We start from the raw sequence: 20,033 nt of genomic DNA on the forward strand, positions 1-20,033 counted from the left end.
GGTGGTAGCGCTTCGGGCCCCCGCGAGCACGGTGACGGATTGACTCGTGCGCGGATTCCTCCGTAGGCAGGCCTGTGAACCACGGCGTGAGGTGCCGGGGCAGGTGCCCACGCCGGTCCGCCGGTTCCTCAGCACCGAGGCGGGTAGTGCGTCGCTGCTCCTCGCGGCGACGGTGGTGGCGTTGCTCTGGGCCAACTCGCCGTGGTCGGCGTCGTACGAGGTCGTGTGGGGCACGGAGCTGTCGCTGTCGTTCGCGGGGGCCGACCTGTCGATGGACCTGGAGCACTGGGTCGTCGACGGTCTGATGGCGCTGTTCTTCTTCTCCGTCGGGCTGGAGGTGCGCCGCGAGTTCTCCGTCGGGGAGCTCACGAACCGGCGCCGGGCCGCGATCGCGGTGGTCGCGGCGGTCGGCGGTCTGGTGGTGCCGACGGTGCTCTACCTGCTGCTGGCGCCCGCGGGCGACGCCGTGCACGGCTGGGGTGTGGTCATCGGGACCGACACGGCGTTCCTGCTGGGCGCACTCGCCGTGGTGGGCCCGCGGTTCTCGACCCAGCTGCGGATCTTCCTGCTCACCCTGACGGTGATCGACGACATCATGGCCGTCAGCGTGATCGGGATCTTCTACTCCGGTTCGGTCGATTTCCTCGCGCTGTTCGTCGCGTTGGTGTTCGGCGGGGTCCTCTGGGGGCTCGGCCGGCTGGGCGTGTGGCGGGCGACCCCGTACGTCGTCGCCGTGGTCGGGTTGTGGCTCGCCACGGTGGAGTCGGGCCTGCACGCGGCCATCGCCGGGATGCTCGGTGGGTTGCTGGTGGGGGCCCGCAGTCCCGTGCGGGAGGAGGTCGAGCAGGCCGCGCGCTGGTTCCGGGCGTTCCGGCAGTCGCCGCGGGTCGAGGTGGGCCGCACGGCGCGGTTCGGGCTGGACCGGGCGATCTCGGTGAACGAGCGTCTGCAGGCCGCGATCCATCCGTGGGCCAGCTACGTCGTCGTGCCGCTGTTCGCCCTGGCCAACGCCGGGATCGACCTCCGCAACGGTGTGCTCACCGAGGCCCTCACCTCCCGCCTGACGTGGGCTGTGGTGATCGCGTTGGTGCTCGGCAAGTTCGTCGGGATCAGCCTGAGCACGGTGCTCGGCGTCCGGCTGGGCGTCGGTCGGCTGCCCCGGGGAGTCGGTCTCGGGCACGTGTTCGGGGGAGCCGCGTTGTCGGGGATCGGGTTCACCGTCGCGCTGCTCATCGCCCGTCTCGCGTTCGACGACCCGGTCATGCGTGACGAGGCGATCGTCGGTGTCCTGCTGGCCGCGGTGCTCGCGACGGCGCTGGGCTGGGCGGTGTTCCGCATCGCCGTACGGTTCGGCGGGCAGACCGACGCGGACCTCCCGCGTCGCCTCGACCCGCCGGTCGACGCGGGACGGGACAACGTGCGCGGTGACGTCGATGCGCCGCTGACCCTGGTCGAGTACGGCGACTTCGAGTGCCCCTTCTGTTCCCGTGCCACGGGCGTGACCCGCGAGCTGAGGGCGCGATTCGGCCCGAACCTGCGCTACGTGTTCCGGCATCTCCCGTTGTCGGACGTCCATCCCCATGCCGAGTTCGCGGCTCGGGCCGCGGTGGCCGCACAGTGGCAGGGCAAGTTCTGGGAGATGCACGACGTCCTCTTCGAGCACCAGGACCAACTCGAGTTCGAGGACGTCGCCGGGTACGCCTCGGAGCTGGGTCTCGACGTGGAGGTCTTCCTCCGGGATCTGGAGTCCGAGGAGGCGGCCGCCGTGGTGCAGGCCGACCTGGTGAGCGCGGAGGCCAGTGGGGCGGTCAGCACGCCGACGTTCTTCGTCGGTTCGCGGCGGCACGTGGGCCCGCACGACACGGAGACGTTGGCGATGGAGCTCGAGGCGTCCCGCAACCGGTCGGAGGTCTGACGTGGGACGAGAGGCGTCACCACCGGCGGCGGAGGTGCTGGCGTTCGGCGATCCCGCCGCCCGGTGGGTGCTGGCGGCGACGGTGCTGGGGTCCGGTCTCGCGTTCTTGGACGCCACGGTCGTGAACATCGCGCTGCCCGCCATCGGCCGGGACCTGGGCGCCGACGTCACGGGCCTGACCTGGACGGTCAACGCCTACACGCTGACCTTGGCTGCGTGCGTGCTCGTCGGTGGTTCGCTGGGAGACCGCTTCGGCCGCCGACGTGTGTTCCTGATCGGAGTCGCGTGGTTCGGTGCGGCGTCGGTGGCGTGTGCGATGGCCACGGGCGTGCCCGTACTCGTCGTGGCGCGCGCGTTGCAGGGAGTCGGCGCGGCCCTGCTGACACCGGGTGCCCTGGCGATCCTGCGCACGACCTTCCGCGAGGCCGACCGGTCGCGCGCGATCGGTGTGTGGTCGGGGTTGGCAGGCCTGACCGGCGCGGTCGGTCCGTTCCTCGGCGGGTGGCTGCTCGGCGTCGGGTCGTGGCGGTGGATCTTTCTGATCAACGTGCCGATCGTGCTCGGTGTCCTGGCCATCGGGGCCCGTTTCGTGCCGGAGTCCCGGGACGCGCGGGCGCCCGAGCGCATCGACGCTCTCGGCGCCGCGCTGGCCGTCCTCGGGCTGGGCGCCGTCACCTACGGCTTGTCGGTGTGGCCGGTCGAGGGCGGGGGGTCGGCGGTGGTGCTCGCGGCGCTCGGGCTGGGCGTGGTGACGCTGGTGGGGTTCGTCGCCTGGGAGCGCACGACCTCCGTGCCGATGTTGCCGTTGCGCCTCTTCTCCGCGCCGAGGTTCGCGGTCGCGAACCTGGTGACCTTCCTCGTCTACGCCGGACTCGGCGGCGTGTTCTTCTGGCTCGTGGTGGCGTTGCAGGTCGTGGCGGGGTGGACGCCGCTCGCGGCGGGACTGTCGCTGCTTCCGATCACCGGGCTGATGCTGGTGTTCTCCCCGAGCGCCGGCGTGCTGGGCGACAAACTCGGACCCCGGATCCCCATGACGGCAGGGCCACTACTGGGCGCGGTGGGTGTCGCACTCCTGGCGCGCGTGGGGCCGGAGACGTCCTCGTGGCCGGAGGTCGTGCTTCCCGTGACGGTGCTCGGTGTCGGCCTCACCCTGACCGTGACCCCGTTGACCTCGACCGCGCTTGGTGCCGTCCCGGACGAGCACGCCGGGCTGGCCAGCGGTGTCAACAACGCCGTCGCGCGCACGGGTGGGCTCGTCATCGTCGCCGCGCTTCCGACACTCACCGGACTGGGAGCGGAAGGGTTCGGCGACGCAGGCGTGCTCGCACCGGCGTTTCGCATCGCGATGCTCGTCTGCGCGGCGTTGTTGGCGGTGGGCGGAATCGTCGCGGCGCTGTTCCTCCGCCCGCCACGACGGGCGCCCGAGGAGGAGAGCGTCTGCCCGCGCTATCACTGCGCGATCGCCCAGCCTCCGGTCGCCGTTGCGGAAGATCGTTCGGGACGGCCCTCCGGCTGAGCCGGTGCGCCTGCATACCCGCCAGTCGGACGGGTAGTCGGGACACAAGACGACACCGGGTTCGGGAGATGCGATGGACGGCCCCTGCGAGCACGTCGAGCTGGTGAGCAGCGTCGAGCCGTCGGCCGACGGCTGCGAGGACTGCCTTCGGACCGGGGACCAGTGGGTGCACTTGCGCATCTGCATGTCGTGCGGGCACGTCGGCTGCTGCGACAGCTCACCGAACCGCCATGCCACCGCTCACTGGCAGAGCCGGCCCGAGCACCCGATCGTGCGCTCGTTCGAGCCGGGCGAGAACTGGTGGTGGTGCTTTCCCGACGCGCGACTGTTCGAGGTGGCGTCGGCGGCGCCCGCGCCCTCGCACTCCTGAGGAGGGTGATCCGGGTGGAGTCCCCGTGGCCCGCGCTCCCGGTGGCGACGTGGCAGCCCACGCGTGACACGTTCACGCTCTGGCTGCAGATCATCGGCAAGATCCGCATCGCGCGCACGCCGTTGATCAATCACTGGTGGAACGCGCCGCTCTATCTCACCGCGCGGGGACTGACGACCTCCCTGATCCCGGACGGCGCGGGGCGGAGTTTCTCCGTCGACCTCGATCTGCTGGAGCACCGGCTGGAGGTGCTCACGACGCGGGGCGAGTCGCGCACCGTCGAGTTGGCGCCGAAGCCCGTGAAGCAGTTCCACGCCGAGCTGGGGGAGGCGCTCGACGCTCTGGCATTGTGCACCGACATCTGGCCGATGCCCGTCGAACTCCCCGACGCCATCCCGTTCACCACCGACACGACGCACGCGGACTACGACGCCGACGCCGTGACCACGTTCTGGCGGATCCTGGTCGAAATCGAGCGGGTCTTCACCGAGTTCCGGGCGCGGTTCGTGGGCAAGTCGAGCCCGGTCCACCTCTTCTGGGGTGCGCTCGACCTCGCGGCGACCCGGTTCTCGGGCCGCCCCGCACCACCGCATCCCGGCAGGGTGCCGAACTGCGGCCCTCACGTGATGCACGAGGCGTACTCGCAGGAGGTGAGCAGCTGCGGGTACTGGCCGGGCGGTGACGGCGAAGGCCTCTTCTACTCCTACGCGTATCCGGAACCGGAGGGGTATCGGCGGGAACCGGCCGGGCCGGCCGCGGCCTGTTTCGACGAGGACCTGGGGGAGTTCGTGCTGCCGTACACGGACGTGCGAACGGCTCGCGATCCCGACGGGATGCTGCTCGACTTCCTGCAGCGCACGTACGAGGCAGCGGCGAACACCGGCCGGTGGGCTCGCTCTGCCCTCGAACGCGGGCAGGCCACGGAGTAGGCGCGCCCGGCCCGGTCAGAGCAGGAAGTAGTCGAGGGTGAAGACGACGACGGCGATGGCGAGCACGCCCGCGACGAGACCCACTCCGATGAGCACGGTCGCGAGATACAGGTGCCGGGACGTCCAGGGAATCGCACCGGGATGCCTGCGCTGCACCTCCTGGTAGGACAGCACACCCGGGTAGGAGGTCGCCGGCAGTCGCAGGGCCACCGCGAGCCGGTGGAGATCTCGCTCCTGGTACAGCGGACCCGCGAGCCGCATGAGCGGCCTGCCCGCGTGGTCGAGCACGACGAGGGTCGGTGTGGGCTTCAGTTCGGTGCGCATACGCGGCGGCAGAGTCACCAGCAGCACGGACGCCGCGTCGGCCTTGGACCGCATCCGGGGGCGGCCCAGGAGCCCCGCCTTGCCGAACGCGGTCGGCGTGACGACGGCGTGGGAGTTGCGCTGCCGCAGCAGCACGGGAGTCAGGACCAGGAGGGTGGCGGCGCACATGATCAGCGCGCCGCCGTCACCGGCGTTCACGTAGCCGATGGCGCCGGTGATCGCCAGCGTGAGCCCGGCGAGCCCCAGCGTGGCCTTCGCGCTCGGGCGGGGAGGCCACACCACGAGCGTGCCTTCCTGCGGTGTCCGCATGGACGTCGACAGTAAGCGGTCGGGGTTGGGGCGCGGGGCACGAGTGAAGAGGTTCACGGCGTTGCCTTGCCCGGCCGGCGGGGGAGAAGGCGGGACAGAGGGGAAGGTGACGCGGTGGGGCAGCGCCGGTGTCGCGATCGACGACCTCGGCGCTGCGGGGGTGTCGAGGTCGAATGGGCCGCGGATCGCGCACGGTCACGCGGCGGCCCACCCGGCCCCTTTAATGTATAACATCCTATACGCCGGGGCGCTGCGCGCCAGTATTTCTCTGAATCTCGGCTTCCGTCATGGCGTCACGGCACAAATCGCTACAGACCTGAGTGGCCTTCCCGAAGTTGATCTTGATTACCAGGGGTATCCGCCCTTGGGGCGGACACCGTCGAAGTCGGTGTCCAGGGATCCGGCGTGGTCGATCACGGACTCGTCGTGCTGCTCCGGATCGACGGTCTGGTTGTGCCCGACCTGGTCGCTGTAGGCGATGCGCCCCTCGCCGTCGAGCACGATGGTCTCGCCCTGGTTGACCGCGTCGGTCACGAGTTGTGCCAACTCCTCGGGGCTGGCGTCGGGGTTCTGGACGGCGATCCGGCGCCCCAGTTCGTTGTTGTGCAGGTCCATGGCTTCGGACTGCATGTCGTTGGTCGGCCGCTGTTCGTGGGCCGTGGCGAAGGCCTCCGCCCACTCCTCGCCGAACTCCTGGGTCATGCGGGCGTTCCAGTAGGCGTGGCGGAACGCGTCGGTGTGGCTGTGCGTGGTGTGCTCCAGGTCGAACTGCTCCTCGCTGACGACGTACGCCTCCTGCTGCACGCGATACCACGTGTACATCTCGTCGGGCCGCAGCTGCCGGAAGAGTTCCAGCTCCTCGGCGTTCCAGTTGCTGGAGGGGATGTCCTTGCCGAACTTCTCGAGCAGGGGGTTGATCAGGTCGGCGAGGTCCTCGGGCGGGAACTTGACCTGCGGAGAGGACGAACCGGCGACCTGGTACTCCCGCAGGATCTCCTCCAGCGACCGGCGTCCCTCGGGAGTGTCGGCGACGAGTTCGCTGAGGGACCTGCCGCCGTAGAGGACGGTGCCGAGCTTCGTCGTCGCGTCGGCGGTGTCCTGGTGCAGCGTCGAGTACACCGTCGCCGCGTCCTGCAGGGCTGCGGCGGCGGGCCCGACGAGTTCGGCCGTCGCGGGGTCGTCGGGTGGCAGTGCCGCCGCTCGTTGGGCCAGGTCGGTCAGTTGCGCGTGCACGTCACCGTGTCGTTCGTGTGCCTGTCGGGTCGCGTCGGCGAGGCCGGTGAGGATACCGGCGGTGGAGCGGGCCGTCTCCGCCTCGGTCTCGGTGCCCTCGCGTTCGGTGTCGATCTTGTCGAGTGCCTTGTCGGCGGCCTCTCCCTCCCACGACTCGCGGATCTTGGCGACGACCGGGTTGAGCGCTTCGACGGCCGCGTCGAGTCCGTCCGCGACGCGGCCGCAGGCGAGGGCGAGGTCCTCGATGCCGTCCGGGTCGCCGGGGATCTCGGCGGTGGCGGTGACGGCCGAGGCCAGGAGGTTGGCGACGGTGTCGGTGGTGATCTGCCCGGACCAGCCGTTCAGGCGTTCGGCGAGTGCGTTCAGTTCACCAGCGGGAAGCTGGCTCACGTCAGTTTCCTCCTAGGAGATCGGTGATCCGGTTGGGTACGACGCGGTCGATGGCGTCGTTCACGGTCTCGGTGACGCGGTCGGTCGCATTGCTGACCGTGTCGGTGACTTTCTCGGCCGCGTTGCTCACCGTCTCGCCGATGCCGTCGACGGTCTCTCCGACGGCGTCCTCGAACTTCTGGTAGGCGGAGCGGCCGTCGCGGACGGCTTGGGCGATGCCCTCGTACTTGACGGCGCGGTCGCGGAGTAGGCCGGCGAGGCCGGACTGCAACTCGGTGAACGCTTGCCCCGCTTCGACGGTCGCGAAGGCGGCGGAGCGGTCCCCGGTATCGGAGTTCCAGGTGTCGCGGACTGAGCGGATGTCGGACTCGATGTAGTCGACCGACGAGGCGATGTCGGCGAGGTCGTCCTGCGACGCGAAGAAACCTGTCACGGGTGTCCCCTCGGTAGTAGGCGGAGCGTGATCATATCGGGACAGCGGTGACGGAAAAGCGCATTCCCGACAAGTCTCCTGTGGAGGTGACAAGTTCAGGCGCGGGCGCCTCTCGCCGATGTCGCGGTGATCGCCACGCAGGACGCGGATCATGTGGAGCCCGCGGTCGCGTTGGCGCGTCAGGGGTATCACCTGTTGTTGGAGAAGCCGATGGCGACCTCCGAGGCGGACTGTGAGCGCATCGTCGACGCGGCGGAGGGGGCGGGTGTGCTGCTGGCGGTGTGTCACGTGCTGCGGTACACGCCGTACTCGCGGCGGTTGAAGGCGCTTGTGGACGGTGGCCGGATCGGGGATGTCGTGAGTGTCGAGCATCTGGAGCCGGTGGGGTGGTGGCATCAGGCGCACTCGTATGTGCGGGGCAACTGGCGTCGGGAGGACACGTCGACGTTCATGTTGATGGCGAAGTCGTGTCACGATCTGGACTGGTTGACGCATTTGATCGGGCGGCCCGTGGAGCGGGTGTCGTCGTTCGGTGGGTTGTACGAGTTCCGTGCGGAGCGCAGGCCGGTGGGTGCTGCCGATCGGTGCCTGGACTGTGCTGTGGAGGCGTCGTGTCCGTATTCGGCGCCGCGGATCTATCTGCCGTCGTTGAAGGAGCCCGACCGGGTGTGGCCGTTGTCGGTGGTGACGGCCGAGCGCAGCGAGGAGGGTGTGCTCGCGGCGTCGCGGGAGGGGCCGTACGGGCGGTGTGTGTACGCGTGTGACAACGACGTGGTGGATCACCAGGTGGTGAGCCTGGAGTACCGCGGTGGGGTGACGGCGTCGTTCACGATGACGGCGTTCACGCCGTCGGATTTCCGTAGGACGCGGGTGTTCGGGACGCGCGGGTCGATCGAGGGGGACGGTCGTTCGATCACGGTGCACGACTTCGTCGACGGGGGGAGCGAGGTGATCGAGGTCGAGTCCGGTGCGGGTGCCACGGCCGACGACGGTCACGGTGGTGAGTGTGGACGATGGGAGTGGTTCTCGCGTGTGACGCGGCGGGGATCGTCGCGCGGTGACGTACGTCATGGGTTCGGTGGCGCGCTGCTATCGTCGGTCGCATGTCGAGCGAACTGGGGGAACAGGTCTCGCACGGCGACGACGGCGATGACGGCGATGGCAGCGATGACGCCGTGGTCGCTTCCTCGCGCCGTGGCATCCGTCGCTGGGGGCGCGTCGCGACCGGGCCGAGGCCGCAGTGGTGGGGTGCGAGTGCGGCGCTTGCCGCGTTGACAATCGCGCTCGTCGCGTGGAACACCGTGGATCAGGTGGTGCCGGGCGTCGGTGGTGCGCTGGCGGGGCAGCTCGCGGTGAACGTGGCGTTGGCGGTGGGGATCGCCGTGGTCGTCACCGGTCTGTTGTTCGTGACGGTGGGGCGGTGGGTGGCGCTGCCCTGGGCGTACACGGCCACGCTGGTGCTGAGTCTGGTGCTGTTGTTGACTCTCGGTGCGGGCGCGACGTTCACCGGTTATGTGCTCGCGGTGGGCGTCCTGGTGGTCGGGGTGTCCCTGTTGGGGGCGGGGCTCGGTGGGCTGTGGCCGCGCCGGGGTCGGCGTCCGTTGCGGGTGCGGGATGGGAGGGTCGCCGCGCTCGGCCTCGCGGTGTTGGTGCTCGGTGCGTCCGGTGGGTGGCTTGCGACGGTGGGTCAGGGGCCGGTCGTCGTGGTCGACGAGGGCCAGGCGCCGAGTGTGCTCGGCGACGATCTTTCGGCGCCGGGGCCGTATGCCGTCGCCGAACTCACCTACGGGAGTGGGAGCGACCGCCGTCCCGCCTATGGCGCTGAGGCTGCCCTGACCACCGATCCGGTCGACGTGTCCTCGCTCGTCGCCGGGTGGGATGACCGTCGGCGTGAGCTGTGGGGGTTCGGCGCGGATGCGTTCCCGCTCAACGCCCGGGTGTGGTATCCGGAGGGTGAGGGTCCGTTCCCGCTGGTGTTGCTGGTGCATGGCAACAAGAGCAACGCCTCGGCGTCCGAGGACGGGTTCCGTTATCTCGGGGAGCATCTGGCGGGGCATGGCGTCATCGCCGCGTCGGTGGACCAGAACTTTCTGAACACGGGTGTGCTGGACCGCAGCGGCGGCCTCCGCGGCGTGGAGCGGGTGCGGGCGGCGCTGTTGCGCGACCATGTGGCGGCCTGGAAGTCGTGGACCGAGCGGGACGGCACGCCGTTCACGGACAAGGTGGATCTGGACGCCGTCGGGTTGCTCGGGCACTCTCGTGGCGGGGAAGCCGTCGCCGCGGCGACCGAGCTGCTTCAGCGGGAGCCGATCGACGGTGTCCGGGTGCGCTCGGTGCTCGCCCTCGCCCCGTCCGACGGTCAGGCGCGGCCGGGCGGGCCGGCGGTGACGTTGCGGGACGTGAACTACCTCGTGCTGCAGGGCTCTCACGACGCCGACGTGGTGAGCTTCGGTGGACTGAACCAGTACGAGCGCGTCGAGTTCAGCGGTGGCGAGTACCGCTTCGCCGCCGCGCTGTACGTCGAGCGCGCGAATCACGGTCAGTTCAACAGTCGTTGGGGTCGGCACGACGTCGGTTACGGGTTGCCGACGCTGTTCCTCGACGATGCGGCGCTGCTTCCCGGTGAGGAGCAGCGCCGCATCGCCCGCCTCTACGCCACGGCCTATTTCACGAGCACGCTCGGTGAGGATGCGGGGGCGAGTCCCGGTCTCGCTGTGTTCCGTGATCATCGGGTGGCCGATCCGTGGCTGCCCAGGACCAACTACGTCAGCCGGTTCACCGATTCCACCACCGTGACGGCCGAGGAGGGCACCGTGCGGGTCGATGCGGCGACGCGTTCCACGGGCCCGTTGCCGTTGCGGGGAGGCCCGGGTGAGGACCCGGTGCACCGTCTGGAGTGGAGTGCGGAGCAGCGTCCCGTCGTCGCCGCCGACGTGGCGGGCGGCCCGGACGTGGACGCGGTCGTCTTCGACGCGGTCGCCACGGGTGGCCCCGCGTCGATCACCGTGCGGGCGGTGGACGCCGCGGGGGAACACGCGAGCCACTCGCCGGCCGACTCGCGACCGCTGCGCACCCCGCTGGTGGGGCAGTATCTGGTGGCGCGTTGGTTGCACGCGGCTCCGGTGTTCGAACCGGTGCCTCAGACCTACCGCGTGCCTGTCGACGACCTGACCCGTGACAATCCCGCGTTCGATCCCGCGCGACTGACGTCCGTGGAGCTGGTGATCGACGCGCCGGGTGCGGGCTCCGCCATCGTCAGCGACCTCGGCGTGACCGGCGGGCCGGAGGCGTAGGGCGACAGCGGGTCGCCCGGGTCCCCGGGATGGCCTCCTACGCCACTGCCAAGGCGGGCGTGAGCATACTGACCCGCGCCGCTGCTCGTGACCACATCGGCGAGGGCGTCCGCATCAACGCCGTCAGCCCGGGTGCCGCGGATGGTCCGATGTCGACGCTGCCGGGAGAGACCCGCGAACAGCGCGACGCCCGTCTCGCGCCGACGATTCCTGTCGGGCGCGTCGGCACGCTCGACGAAGTCGCCGCCACCGTGCTGTGGCTCGCTTTCGAGGAGGCCGGATTCGCCGTCGGTCACGACCTCGTGATCGACGGCGGCGCCACTGCCTGACCGAGGCGACGCGGCCAGCGTCCGGGCGGTGTCGTGCCGTCCGGGACGCTGGCCGTGGGGACGGGCTCCGACGCCACTGAGACCGCGGGCCGGTTCAGCCCCGCCAGTGCGCGCGCAGCAGCTCGTACTCGACGTCGCCGTGCTCGGCACCCGCGATCGGTTCGGGCCAGTCCTCGTGGACCGTGCGCACGTACCGCAGCCCGGCTTTCTCCAGCACCCGGCGGGAGGCGTGGTTCACGGCCATCGTCGTGGCGTGCACGCGGCGCACGGCCAGGTCGGTGAAGCCCCGTCGCAGCAGCGTCCGGGCGCCTTCGGTGGCCAGTCCCCGCCCCCACTGGGCGCGGTGCAGCCGGTAGCCGAGCTCGACGTCGTCGCGGGAGGCCGGGTGGCGGGGCCGGAACTCGAACCAGCCGAGGAACGTCGCGTCCACGCGGGACTCGGCGGCGAACAGGCCCAGCCCGCCGAGCCGACCGTAGTCCGCGAGGATCGCGGGCAGTGTTTCCCGCCGCACCACCTCGCCCGGTACGGGCCTGCCGTTGCCGACGAAGCGCATCACGTCCGCGTCCCCGTGCAGGGTGACCAGCGCGGCCTCGTCGGCCGGCGTGAAGCGTCGCAGCACCATGCGTTCCGTCGCGCAGAACACGGTCATGTGGTCACGATCGCCGGGCCGGGCGACCGCTGCAAACGGATTTCGCGGCGGTCCTATGATGTGGCGGCCCGCCGCGATCATGAGCGAGCACACGGGGAAGGAACGGCGACATGCCCGCGAACACCGATTCCGCCGCACCCGACGGGGAGCCGACGGCGACCGCCTACGAGGAGCGAGGCGAGGTCGGGTATCGGAGATCCCTGTCGCACCTGCAGCTCCAGATGATCGCGTTCGGTGGCGCGGTCGGGGTGGGGCTCTTCCTCGGACTCGGTGAGCAGCTGAGCTCCGTCGGACCCGGCCTTATCCTGTCGTATCTGGTGGTCGGGGCGTTGGTGTACCTGCTGATGCGGGCACTCGGCGAGTTGACGGTGTACCGGCCGGCGACGGGCGGGTTCGTCTCCTACGCCCGGGAGTTCGTGGGTCCGCGGTTCGCGCACCTGACCGGCTGGATCTACGTGACCGTCGCGGTGCTGGTCGGTATCGCCGAGATCTCCGCTGTCGGCGTCTACACCACGTACTGGTTCCCGGACGCGCCCGCGTGGTTGTCGCCGCTGGTGGCGTTGTGCCTGGTGTTCGGCACCAATGTGTTGACCGTGCGGGCGTTCGGGCTGATCGAGAGCGCGGCGGCGGCGATCAAGGTGATCGCGATCGTGCTGTTCCTCGTCACCGGGGTGCTCGTCGTGCTGTTCGGGGGCTCGGGAGCGCCCGAGGCCAGCGTGGCGAATCTGTGGGAGGGTGGGTTCCTCCCGAACGGGGTGTGGCCGGTCGTCCTGGTGATGCAGGCGGTGGTGTTCTCGTTCTCCGCGGTCGAGGTGACCGCCACCGCGGCCGGTGAGGCCAAGGACGCGGCGCGGTCGATGCCCAAGGCCGTGCGCGGCGTGGTGTTCCGGCTCGGCCTGTTTTACATCGGCTCGGTGCTGGTGCTGTCGATGCTGCTGCCCACCGACCGCTACAGCGGCGACGAGTCACCGTTCGTCACCGCGTTGTCGAGCCTCGGCGTGCCCTATCTGGGCGGCATCATGAACCTCGTCGTGCTGAGCGCCTCGCTGTCCGGGGTCAACGCCGCCCTGTACGCGACGATCCGGTTGCTGCGCAACCTCGCCGCTCACGGCTCGGCGCCCAAGGTGACGGTGTTGATCGACCGCAGGGGAGTGCCGACGGGAGCGCTGGTGTTCACCAGCTTCCTGTACCTGGTCGGGGTGGTGCTCATCCTGTTCGCCGACGCCGGGTCGGTGTTCTTCGTCGCGCTGGACGCCGCGTCGGTGGGCATCCTGCTGGCCTGGATGGCGATCTTCGTGTCGCACCTGCGGTTCCGCGCCCGGGTGCGGGATGGCTCCATCGCCCCGGTCGATTTCCGGATGCCCGGCTTCCCCTACACCGACTGGTGTTGCCTCGCCGTCCTGGTGACGATCTTCTGTTCGCTGGTGTTCGACAGCGGCACCGCCTACGCCGGGCTCATCGCCACCCTCGCGCTGGTCGGCGTGCACGGGTTGACCTACGAGATCGCCAAGCGCCGGGTGGCCCGCCACGGGCTGCCGGACGTCACCCCGGTGGGGCGGACGAAGGACTGATCGCGCACCCCACCGGAAGGACACGTCACGCTGTCTCGGTGGCCCGCGGCGCCGGCTCGTCCCAGCACTGGATGCCCTGCACGTCCGGCATGCTGTCCCGGCGGAACACGGGGTCGAGTCCGTCGCGGCGTTGCTGCTGGTAGTCGCGCAGCAGCCGCAGCACCAACGCCCCGAGCGGTGCGACGGCGAGCAGGTTCACCACCGCCATCACGCCCATGGTGACGTCGGCGATGCCCCACACCACCTCCAGCGAGCTCACCGCGCCGAGGAACAGCACGCCGAGCACCGCGACCCGGAACAGCGGGACCAGTCGTTCGTCGTCGCTGAGGAACCGCAGGTTCGCCTCGCCGTAGAAGAAGTTGCCCAGCACGGAGGTGAAGGCGAGCAGGAACACGATGAGCGTCAGCAGGTGCACCGCCCAGGCGCCGAGGTTGACCTCCAACGCGGTCTGCGTCATCGCCGCGCCGACGTCCTCGCCGTAGACGGGATCGGAGACGAGGATGACGAACGCGGTGATCGAGCACACGATCAGCGTGTCGAAGTAGACGCCCAGCGCCTGCGCCAACCCCTGCTTGACGGGGTGGCTCACGGCTGCGCTCGCGCCCGCGTTCGGCGCCGATCCCATGCCCGCCTCGTTGGAGAACAGGCCACGCCGGATGCCCTGCATGATCGCCGTGCCGACGGCGGCGCCGCCGACCTGTTCGAATCCGAACGCCGAGCCGATGATGTCGCCGAACACGCCGGGCACCTTCTCCAGGTTCATGCCCACCACGACGAGACCCACCAGCAGGTAGATCAGCGCCATGATCGGCACGGCGAGCTGGGCGACGTGGGCGATGCGGCGGGCGCCACCGAACACCACCGCGGCCACCAGCGCCACCAGCGCCAGCCCGATGACCGGCGCGAGCCAGCCGGTGGCCTCGTCGGAGCCGCTGATCGTGGTGACCGACGTCGAGATCACCTCGGCGATGCTGTTGGCCTGCACCATGTTGAAGGTGAAACCGAACGTGAAGATGATGACGACCGCGAACAGCACCCCCATCCAGCGCGCCTTCAGGCCGTGCAGCATGTAGTACGCCGGACCGCCGCGGTAGCCGGAGCGGTCCCGCACCTTGAACAGCTGGGCGAGCACCGATTCCGCGAACGACAGTGAGCTGACGACGATCGCCATCAGCCACATCCAGAACACCGCGCCAGGCCCTCCGACCGCGATGGCGATCGCCACGCCCGCCACGTTGCCGGTGCCGATCCGGGCGGCCGCGGAGATCGAGAACGCCTGGAAGGAGGAGATGGCGCGTTTGCCGTCCTGCGCCTTCTCCGGGGGTCCTTTCAGGTCGCGGAACATCTGCGGCAGCATCCGGAACTGCACGCCCGCCGTGCGGACGGTGAAGTACAGGCCCAGCAACACCAGTAGCGGGATGACGAGGTAGGTCCAGAAGACGTCGTTCACCTCGCCGATGGATTCCATCAGCGCGTCCATGTGCCCACTCCTCACTGTGGGTCGTCCGATGATCAATCAGCGGAGTGTACGCAGCGGTAATCCGGTTCGTCGTCCCTTCAGTGACGCAAAACCGACCGCGCGATGCCGAGCTGGACCACATCGGACGGGCGTAACCGGAGTTCGTCGGCCGTGACGGGGATCTCGTCGGCCGACCGTTTCAGTATGGCCGCGGCGGCCTCCGGTGACGTGACGGAGAAGTAACTGTCGGGGGCCACCCACAGGTGTCCCGGTGCCGCGAACGCCAGCGCGCCACCCGAACCGCCCTCGCCGATCAGGGCGCTGGTCACCGGGACGCGGGCCGAGGCGATCGCCTCGAAGAGCTCGGCGATCGCGGGCCCCACGCCCGCGCGTTCGGCCGCGCCGTCGGCGGCGGCGCCCGGGGTGTCCACGAGGGTCAGCACCGGCACACCCAGCCGGTCGGCGGTCCGGACCAGTCGGGCCGCGGTGCGGAAACCGGCCGGTCGGGTGGGGGTGCCGAGTTGGGCGGCGTAGGCGATCGTCACGCCGTCGCGCCACCCGAACCCGCACTCCACACCGTCGTCCACACCACCGGCACGGTCGCCGCGGATCGGTTCCCGCCACGCGAAGTAGTCGTCGAGGTAACGCTGCGCGCGGGGCCGCTGCGGCGACCGGGCGCGCACGACCGCATCCCACCCGGTGGGCGAGACCGTGGACGTGCCCAAGGCGCGGGGTGGGTCGGCGGCCCGCCCCGCCGGGGTGGTGAGCAGCCGCAGCCACCGCCCCAGCGTGGTCCGTACCTCTGCGGGGTCGACGAGCTGGTCGACCTGGCCGGTGTCCCGGTGCGCCTCGGCGGTGTAGGCGTCGGGGTCGCCCTCGGGGCGGACGCGGGAGCCGGCGAAACCGACCTGGGCGCCCCGCAGCGCGAGCACCACGTCGGCGCCCGCGCCGAGCGTGGCCCACCCACCGCCGGTGGTGGGATCGCGCAGCACGGCGATCTGCGGCAGCCCGGCCGCCCGCGTGGCCGCGACCTCCCGCGCCAGCACGTGCAGTTGGGTCAGCGCCCGCATGCCTTCCTGCATGCGGCTGCCGCCGGTCGCGACGAGCGACACCACCGGCAGTCGCCGCTGTCGCGCGCGCTGGAACGCGGTCGCGATCCGGGCGGCCGTGGCCTCGCCGATGGACCCGCCGAGGAAGCCGAACTCGAACGTGACGAGCACGGCCTCGACCCCGTCCAGCACCGCGCCCCCGCACACCACCGACTCCGATTCGCCGGTGCGGCGCGCGGCGCGGGACCGCGCGTCGTCGTAGCCGAGCCAGCCGATCGGTCCGTCCCCGGCGGACGCCCCCTCGGCGGCGGGACTCCACTCGGTGAAGCGGTCCGTCACCGAGGTGATCAGGGCACGCGCCGACTCACCCATCCAGCGCCCTTTTCATGACCTTGCCCATGTCGTTGCGGGGCAGCGCGTCGAGGTAGCGCACCACGCGGGGCCGTTTGTGCGGGGTGAGCAGGCGGGCGACGTGGTCGCCGAGTTCCTCCGCCGACGGTGGGGCGCTGTTCGGCACGATCCACGCGACGATGCGTTCGCCGAGGTCGGGGTCCGGTTCGCCCGTCACCGCGACCTCGGCCACCCCGGGATGTTCGAGCAGGGCGTTCTCGATCTCGCCCGCGCCGATCCGGTAGCCGCCGCTCTTGATCAGGTCGGTCGCCTTGCGTCCCACGATGCGCACATACCCGTCCGGGTCGCGGACAGCCATGTCGCCGGTGCGGAACCACCCGTCGTGGAACGCCTCGGCCGTCGCGTCCGGGCGGTTCAGGTACTCGGTGAACAGGTTCGGGCCGCGCACCTCGATCTCGCCGACCGTCTCCCCGTCGAGCGTCTCGATCGGTGTGCCGTGATCGTCCACCAGCCGCAGCTCCACCCCGCGCAGCGGCAGCCCGACGGTGCCCGGGCGGCGCTCTCCGTCGGCCCGCACGCTCGTGTTCATCAACGTCTCGGTCATGCCGTAGCGTTCGACGACGCGTTGCCCCGTGGCGGCCGTGATGCGGTCGTGGTCGTGCACGGGCAACGCCGCCGAGCCCGACACCAGCAGGCGCGCCCCCGCGAACGCCGCCGCGAGCTGCGGGTCGCCGGCCACGTCGTTGGCGATCCGGTGATACATCGTGGGCACGCCGAACATCATCGTGGCGCCGTCGGTGAGCTCCCGCGCCACCGCGGCGGAGGAGAAGCGGCCGACGTGCCGCACACTTCCGCCTCGGCGCAGCGGTCCGAGGATGCCGAGGATCAGGCCGTGCACGTGGAACAGCGGCAGCCCGTGCACCAGCACGTCGTCGCCGGTCCACTGCCACGCCTCCTCCAGCGCGTCGAGGGTGCTCACCACCGCCCGCCGCGGGAGGACGACGCCCTTGGGGGCGCCGGTGGTGCCCGAGGTGTAGACGACGAACGCCGGTGCCTGCTCGTCCGGTTCGTCCGCCGGTGGGTCGGCCTGCTCGTCGAGGGTCACGTCGACGCGAGTCACCGAGGCGAGCCCGGACGGCAGCACCGCACCCGGCTCGGCCAGTACCAGGGCGGGCGCACTGTCGGTGACGATGTGCGCCAGTTCCCGCTCGCCGATCTTGGGGTTGATCGGGACGGCGGGCACCCCCGCGAGCAGCGCCGCCACCGTGGCCACTGCGGTCTCCAAGCTCGGTGTCGCCCACACCGCCACCCGCGGCGGGTCACCCGCACCCGCCCGGATCCGGTGGGCGAGCGCACCCGCGGTGCGCGCGAGGGCGCCGTAGGTCAGGGCACGGTCGCCGAACCGCAGCGCGGGCGCGTCCGGAGTTGTGTGCAGGGCGGGAAAGAGCACGGTCACCGATCTCCTCGTCGTTTCCTAAGTCGTTCAGTTCTCCCGACGTCCGGCCGTCAGCCGAAGCCGGGTACGACCAGCATGAGCCACACCGCGGCGGGAGCCACGGCGACGATGATGCCGCCGTACCCCAGCAGCTGTCGGAAGAACCGGTCACGATCGACGTCCTGCGCGTTCGCCAGCACCAGCGCGCCGTTGGTGGAGAACGGGCTCACGTCGACCACAGTGGACGCCACCGCGAGCGCGGAGATCATCGCGACCGGCCCCACCGTGCCCTCCAGCAGGAACGGCACGGCCAGCGGGATGAGCGCCCCCATGATGCCCACCGACGAGGCGAACGCCGACACCACGGCGCCGATGTAGCAGATGAGCAGCGCGGCCAGCAGCGGGACACCCACTCCCGACACGGCGTTGCCCGCGTAGTCGATGGTGCCCATCTCCTGCATCACCCCGACGTAGGTGAGGATGCCGCAGATCAGCAACACGGTGGGCCAGGTGACCTGCCGGATGGCCTTCTTGCTGGTGTCGGGCCACACCACGCTCAACAGGACGGCGAGGGTGAGCGCGGTCAACCCGACGTCGAGGTCGAAGCCCAGCGCGCACACCACCAGCACGACGAGGGCGGCCAGGGTCGCACCGCGGGCGGGGGTCAACCGTCGCGTGTCGTCGGGTGCCTGACCGGTGCCACCGGTCGGGGCGGGAGCGGGCTCGCCGGAGGTGTCCACGAACTGCCGCGCGGGCGGCGCGCCGGTGAGGCGCAGCCCGCCGCACACCACGAACACCACCGCGGCGATCACCAGGTTGGCGACGAGGCTGGCCAGGAACAGCACGACCTCGTTGCCGGGCAGGCCCTCGCGCGCCACGATGCCGTTGACGATCGACCCGTACACGCTGATCGGGGAGAACCCGCCGGCCTGCGCGCCGTGCACCACCATCGCGCCCATCAGCAGGGGACTGATCCGGTACTCGGCGGCGAGCCCGAGCGCCAGCGGCGCGACGATCGCGACGGCGGCGGGGCTCACCGCGCCGATGGCGGTCAACGCCGCGGTGATCACGAACATCACCCACGGGACGAGGACGAGGCGGCCACCCACGAGGCGGATGGCGGCGCGCACGAGCCAGTCGGTGGTGCCGTTCGCCTTGGCGATGGCGAACAGGTATGTCACCCCGACGAGCACCACGAACAGATCGCCCGGGAACACCGCGAAGATCGCGTCGGCGTCCATGTCGGCCACCAGCGTGCCCACGCCGAACGCGGCGGCGAACGCGAGAGCGCCCATGTTGACGGATCTGGTGGTGGCGATCAGGAACACCACGGCCAGAACGAGGATGGCGATGGCTTGAGGCGACATACGCGGGGCTCCCGTCGTTGGGTTCGCTGCGCGGAGTGGCCGGGTGGCTCAGTGGCTGAACCACTGTGCGTGGCGCGGCCCACACCTGTCAAGATCGATGTGGCTTGGTGGCTCAGCCACTTCGCGGGGTCGCCGTCTTGCTAGGCGGGGGACCGCCGGGATACGAGCGAAAGGGGCAATGAGTCCGTAACTCTGCTGGTCAGGCGTCGTTGTTGGCGAGGGCGCGGTAGAGCGAGGCGACTGAGGGGTGCTGGCCGGTCTTGGTGGGTCAGTTTCTTGACGATGTCGGGCATCTGGGTGCCTTTGTCGCGGGGCGCGGGCGAAGAACCAGCATCTCTTCGTCGATGACTTTCGGGTGCCGCCGTGGTTGCCGTGTGCGGTGGCGGCTTACTTACCTTCGAGGGTTCTCGTGGATGTAGTCGCGGTCGAACTGGGTGGTGACGGCGAGCACGGCGAAGAGCATGGAGCCCATGCCGCGCGGGTCGTAGATCCCGTCAGTGGTCGGGTGAGCAGCTCCTCTAGCCGCACCCCGGCGTTCTGGAGCTGGGCGGAAAGGGTCATCAGCTCGGTGGCGTTGCGGGCGAGGCGTTTCGTCTCGTGCACTGTCAGGAGCACCGGTTGGTCTGGTGCGGCGGTCTTGATCTCGTGGGCGAGGGTGAGTGCCTTTTCCAACTCGGGGCGGATCTTGATGTGGGTGCTGATCTCCTCGGAGAACACCCGCGTGTAGTGCGCGGCCGCGAGCGCGTCGAGCTGGGACTGTAGTTCTTGGGTAGCGGTGGAGCAGCGGGCGTAGCCGATGCGGATGGGCGTCCCGTTCGTCTCCGGCTTTACTGCGACCATCTCCGCGCTCGGCATCCTGCTACGCCTGCCCACGTCGGCCCACAGAACGACGGAACAAACACGCTGGCGGCACCTGGAACTGCTACGCGGCGCTCCGAGCGCACCGTCACTAAACACCCGCAGAACCGAGGGTGAGCTGTGCTCGGTGAAAGGCGAAATGCTTCGCTGGATAGCGGTAGACGTCCGCAAGGGTCATGTGGTCGCGGAAAAACGGATCCCACCGAGTCGGAAAGTACATCCCGCGCGCTAGCTCCGCGTCACTCGCCCGGTC

Annotated in this window: 16 protein-coding genes and 2 pseudogenes; 8 read left to right on the forward strand and 10 right to left on the reverse strand. The window is 70.4% G+C overall.

Annotation, left to right across the window (positions count from 1 at the left end):
* The first annotated feature begins 103 nt into the window (after positions 1–103).
* The 4 genes from nhaA (at position 104) to SACAZDRAFT_RS02015 (ending at position 4,730) form a co-directional block, all read left to right on the forward strand.
* The gene (gene nhaA / locus SACAZDRAFT_RS02000; protein WP_157606910.1) at positions 104–1,915 is read left to right on the forward strand and encodes a Na+/H+ antiporter NhaA; all 1,812 of its coding nucleotides are present in this window, start codon (positions 104–106) and stop codon (positions 1,913–1,915) included.
* A gap of 1 nt (position 1,916) precedes the next feature.
* Entirely contained in the window at positions 1,917–3,431 is a 1,515-nt protein-coding gene (locus tag SACAZDRAFT_RS02005) for an MFS transporter (protein ID WP_005438155.1), read from the forward strand.
* Positions 3,432–3,504: 73 nt separating this feature from the next.
* Positions 3,505–3,801 (forward strand): UBP-type zinc finger domain-containing protein, encoded by a 297-nt coding sequence (locus tag SACAZDRAFT_RS02010; RefSeq protein WP_005438156.1) that lies wholly within the window; start codon positions 3,505–3,507, stop codon positions 3,799–3,801.
* A 14-nt stretch (positions 3,802–3,815) separates the two neighbouring features.
* The gene (locus SACAZDRAFT_RS02015; RefSeq protein ID WP_005438158.1) at positions 3,816–4,730 is read left to right on the forward strand and encodes a DUF5996 family protein; all 915 of its coding nucleotides are present in this window, start codon (positions 3,816–3,818) and stop codon (positions 4,728–4,730) included.
* A gap of 15 nt (positions 4,731–4,745) precedes the next feature.
* On the opposite strand, the gene SACAZDRAFT_RS02020 is transcribed toward SACAZDRAFT_RS02015, so the two are convergent.
* The 3 genes from SACAZDRAFT_RS02020 to SACAZDRAFT_RS02030 form a co-directional block, all read right to left on the reverse strand.
* The gene (locus tag SACAZDRAFT_RS02020; RefSeq protein ID WP_050983435.1) at positions 4,746–5,363 is read right to left on the reverse strand and encodes a hypothetical protein; all 618 of its coding nucleotides are present in this window, start codon (positions 5,361–5,363) and stop codon (positions 4,746–4,748) included.
* Positions 5,364–5,708: 345 nt separating this feature from the next.
* Complete coding sequence (locus SACAZDRAFT_RS02025; protein ID WP_005438162.1) at positions 5,709–6,986, reverse strand: WXG100 family type VII secretion target; 1,278 nt, start codon at positions 6,984–6,986, stop codon at positions 5,709–5,711.
* A gap of 1 nt (position 6,987) precedes the next feature.
* Entirely contained in the window at positions 6,988–7,419 is a 432-nt protein-coding gene (locus SACAZDRAFT_RS02030) for a hypothetical protein (RefSeq protein ID WP_005438164.1), read from the reverse strand.
* A 126-nt stretch (positions 7,420–7,545) separates the two neighbouring features.
* On the opposite strand from SACAZDRAFT_RS02030, the gene SACAZDRAFT_RS02035 reads away from it, so the two are divergent.
* The 3 genes and pseudogenes from SACAZDRAFT_RS02035 to SACAZDRAFT_RS02045 form a co-directional block, all read left to right on the forward strand.
* On the forward strand, positions 7,546–8,694 hold the full coding sequence (locus SACAZDRAFT_RS02035) for a Gfo/Idh/MocA family protein (RefSeq protein WP_232286336.1): 1,149 nt from the start codon (positions 7,546–7,548) through the stop codon (positions 8,692–8,694).
* Between the two features lie 26 nt (positions 8,695–8,720).
* Positions 8,721–10,712, forward strand: a complete 1,992-nt coding sequence (locus SACAZDRAFT_RS02040; protein WP_232286337.1) for an alpha/beta hydrolase — start codon at positions 8,721–8,723, stop codon at positions 10,710–10,712.
* Between the two features lie 17 nt (positions 10,713–10,729).
* A pseudogene (locus SACAZDRAFT_RS02045) lies at positions 10,730–11,041 on the forward strand (SDR family NAD(P)-dependent oxidoreductase); the annotation flags it as partial.
* Between the two features lie 94 nt (positions 11,042–11,135).
* Here SACAZDRAFT_RS02045 and SACAZDRAFT_RS02050 read toward each other — a convergent pair.
* A complete protein-coding gene (locus SACAZDRAFT_RS02050) occupies positions 11,136–11,690 on the reverse strand; it encodes a GNAT family N-acetyltransferase (RefSeq protein ID WP_005438167.1) in 555 nt (184 codons plus the stop codon).
* Between the two features lie 110 nt (positions 11,691–11,800).
* Here SACAZDRAFT_RS02050 and SACAZDRAFT_RS02055 point away from each other — a divergent pair, with 110 nt between their 5' ends.
* A complete protein-coding gene (locus tag SACAZDRAFT_RS02055; protein ID WP_005438171.1) occupies positions 11,801–13,261 on the forward strand; it encodes an amino acid permease in 1,461 nt (486 codons plus the stop codon).
* Between the two features lie 25 nt (positions 13,262–13,286).
* Here SACAZDRAFT_RS02055 and SACAZDRAFT_RS02060 read toward each other — a convergent pair whose 3' ends face one another.
* From SACAZDRAFT_RS02060 to SACAZDRAFT_RS23560, 6 genes and pseudogenes are all read right to left on the reverse strand, one after another.
* Positions 13,287–14,741, reverse strand: a complete 1,455-nt coding sequence (locus SACAZDRAFT_RS02060) for an alanine/glycine:cation symporter family protein (RefSeq protein ID WP_005438173.1) — start codon at positions 14,739–14,741, stop codon at positions 13,287–13,289.
* A 77-nt stretch (positions 14,742–14,818) separates the two neighbouring features.
* Positions 14,819–16,141 carry a carboxyl transferase domain-containing protein gene (locus tag SACAZDRAFT_RS02065; RefSeq protein ID WP_005438175.1) on the reverse strand — a complete coding sequence of 441 codons (1,323 nt, stop codon included), beginning with the start codon at positions 16,139–16,141 and terminating at the stop codon, positions 14,819–14,821.
* Positions 16,134–17,576, reverse strand: a complete 1,443-nt coding sequence (locus tag SACAZDRAFT_RS02070) for an acyl-CoA synthetase (RefSeq protein WP_040927627.1) — start codon at positions 17,574–17,576, stop codon at positions 16,134–16,136. Before SACAZDRAFT_RS02070 ends, SACAZDRAFT_RS02065 begins: the two co-directional genes overlap by 8 nt.
* 50 nt (positions 17,577–17,626) lie before the next feature.
* A complete protein-coding gene (locus SACAZDRAFT_RS02075) occupies positions 17,627–18,922 on the reverse strand; it encodes an SLC13 family permease (RefSeq protein ID WP_005438178.1) in 1,296 nt (431 codons plus the stop codon).
* A gap of 387 nt (positions 18,923–19,309) precedes the next feature.
* Complete coding sequence (locus tag SACAZDRAFT_RS22220) at positions 19,310–19,795, reverse strand: recombinase family protein (protein WP_005438179.1); 486 nt, start codon at positions 19,793–19,795, stop codon at positions 19,310–19,312.
* 76 nt (positions 19,796–19,871) lie between these two features.
* Positions 19,872–20,033, reverse strand: a pseudogene (locus SACAZDRAFT_RS23560) (DinB family protein); the annotation flags it as partial.

The sequence above is a fragment of the Saccharomonospora azurea NA-128 genome (genome assembly GCF_000231055.2).
GTDB classification, from domain to species: Bacteria; Actinomycetota; Actinomycetes; order Mycobacteriales; family Pseudonocardiaceae; genus Saccharomonospora; species Saccharomonospora azurea.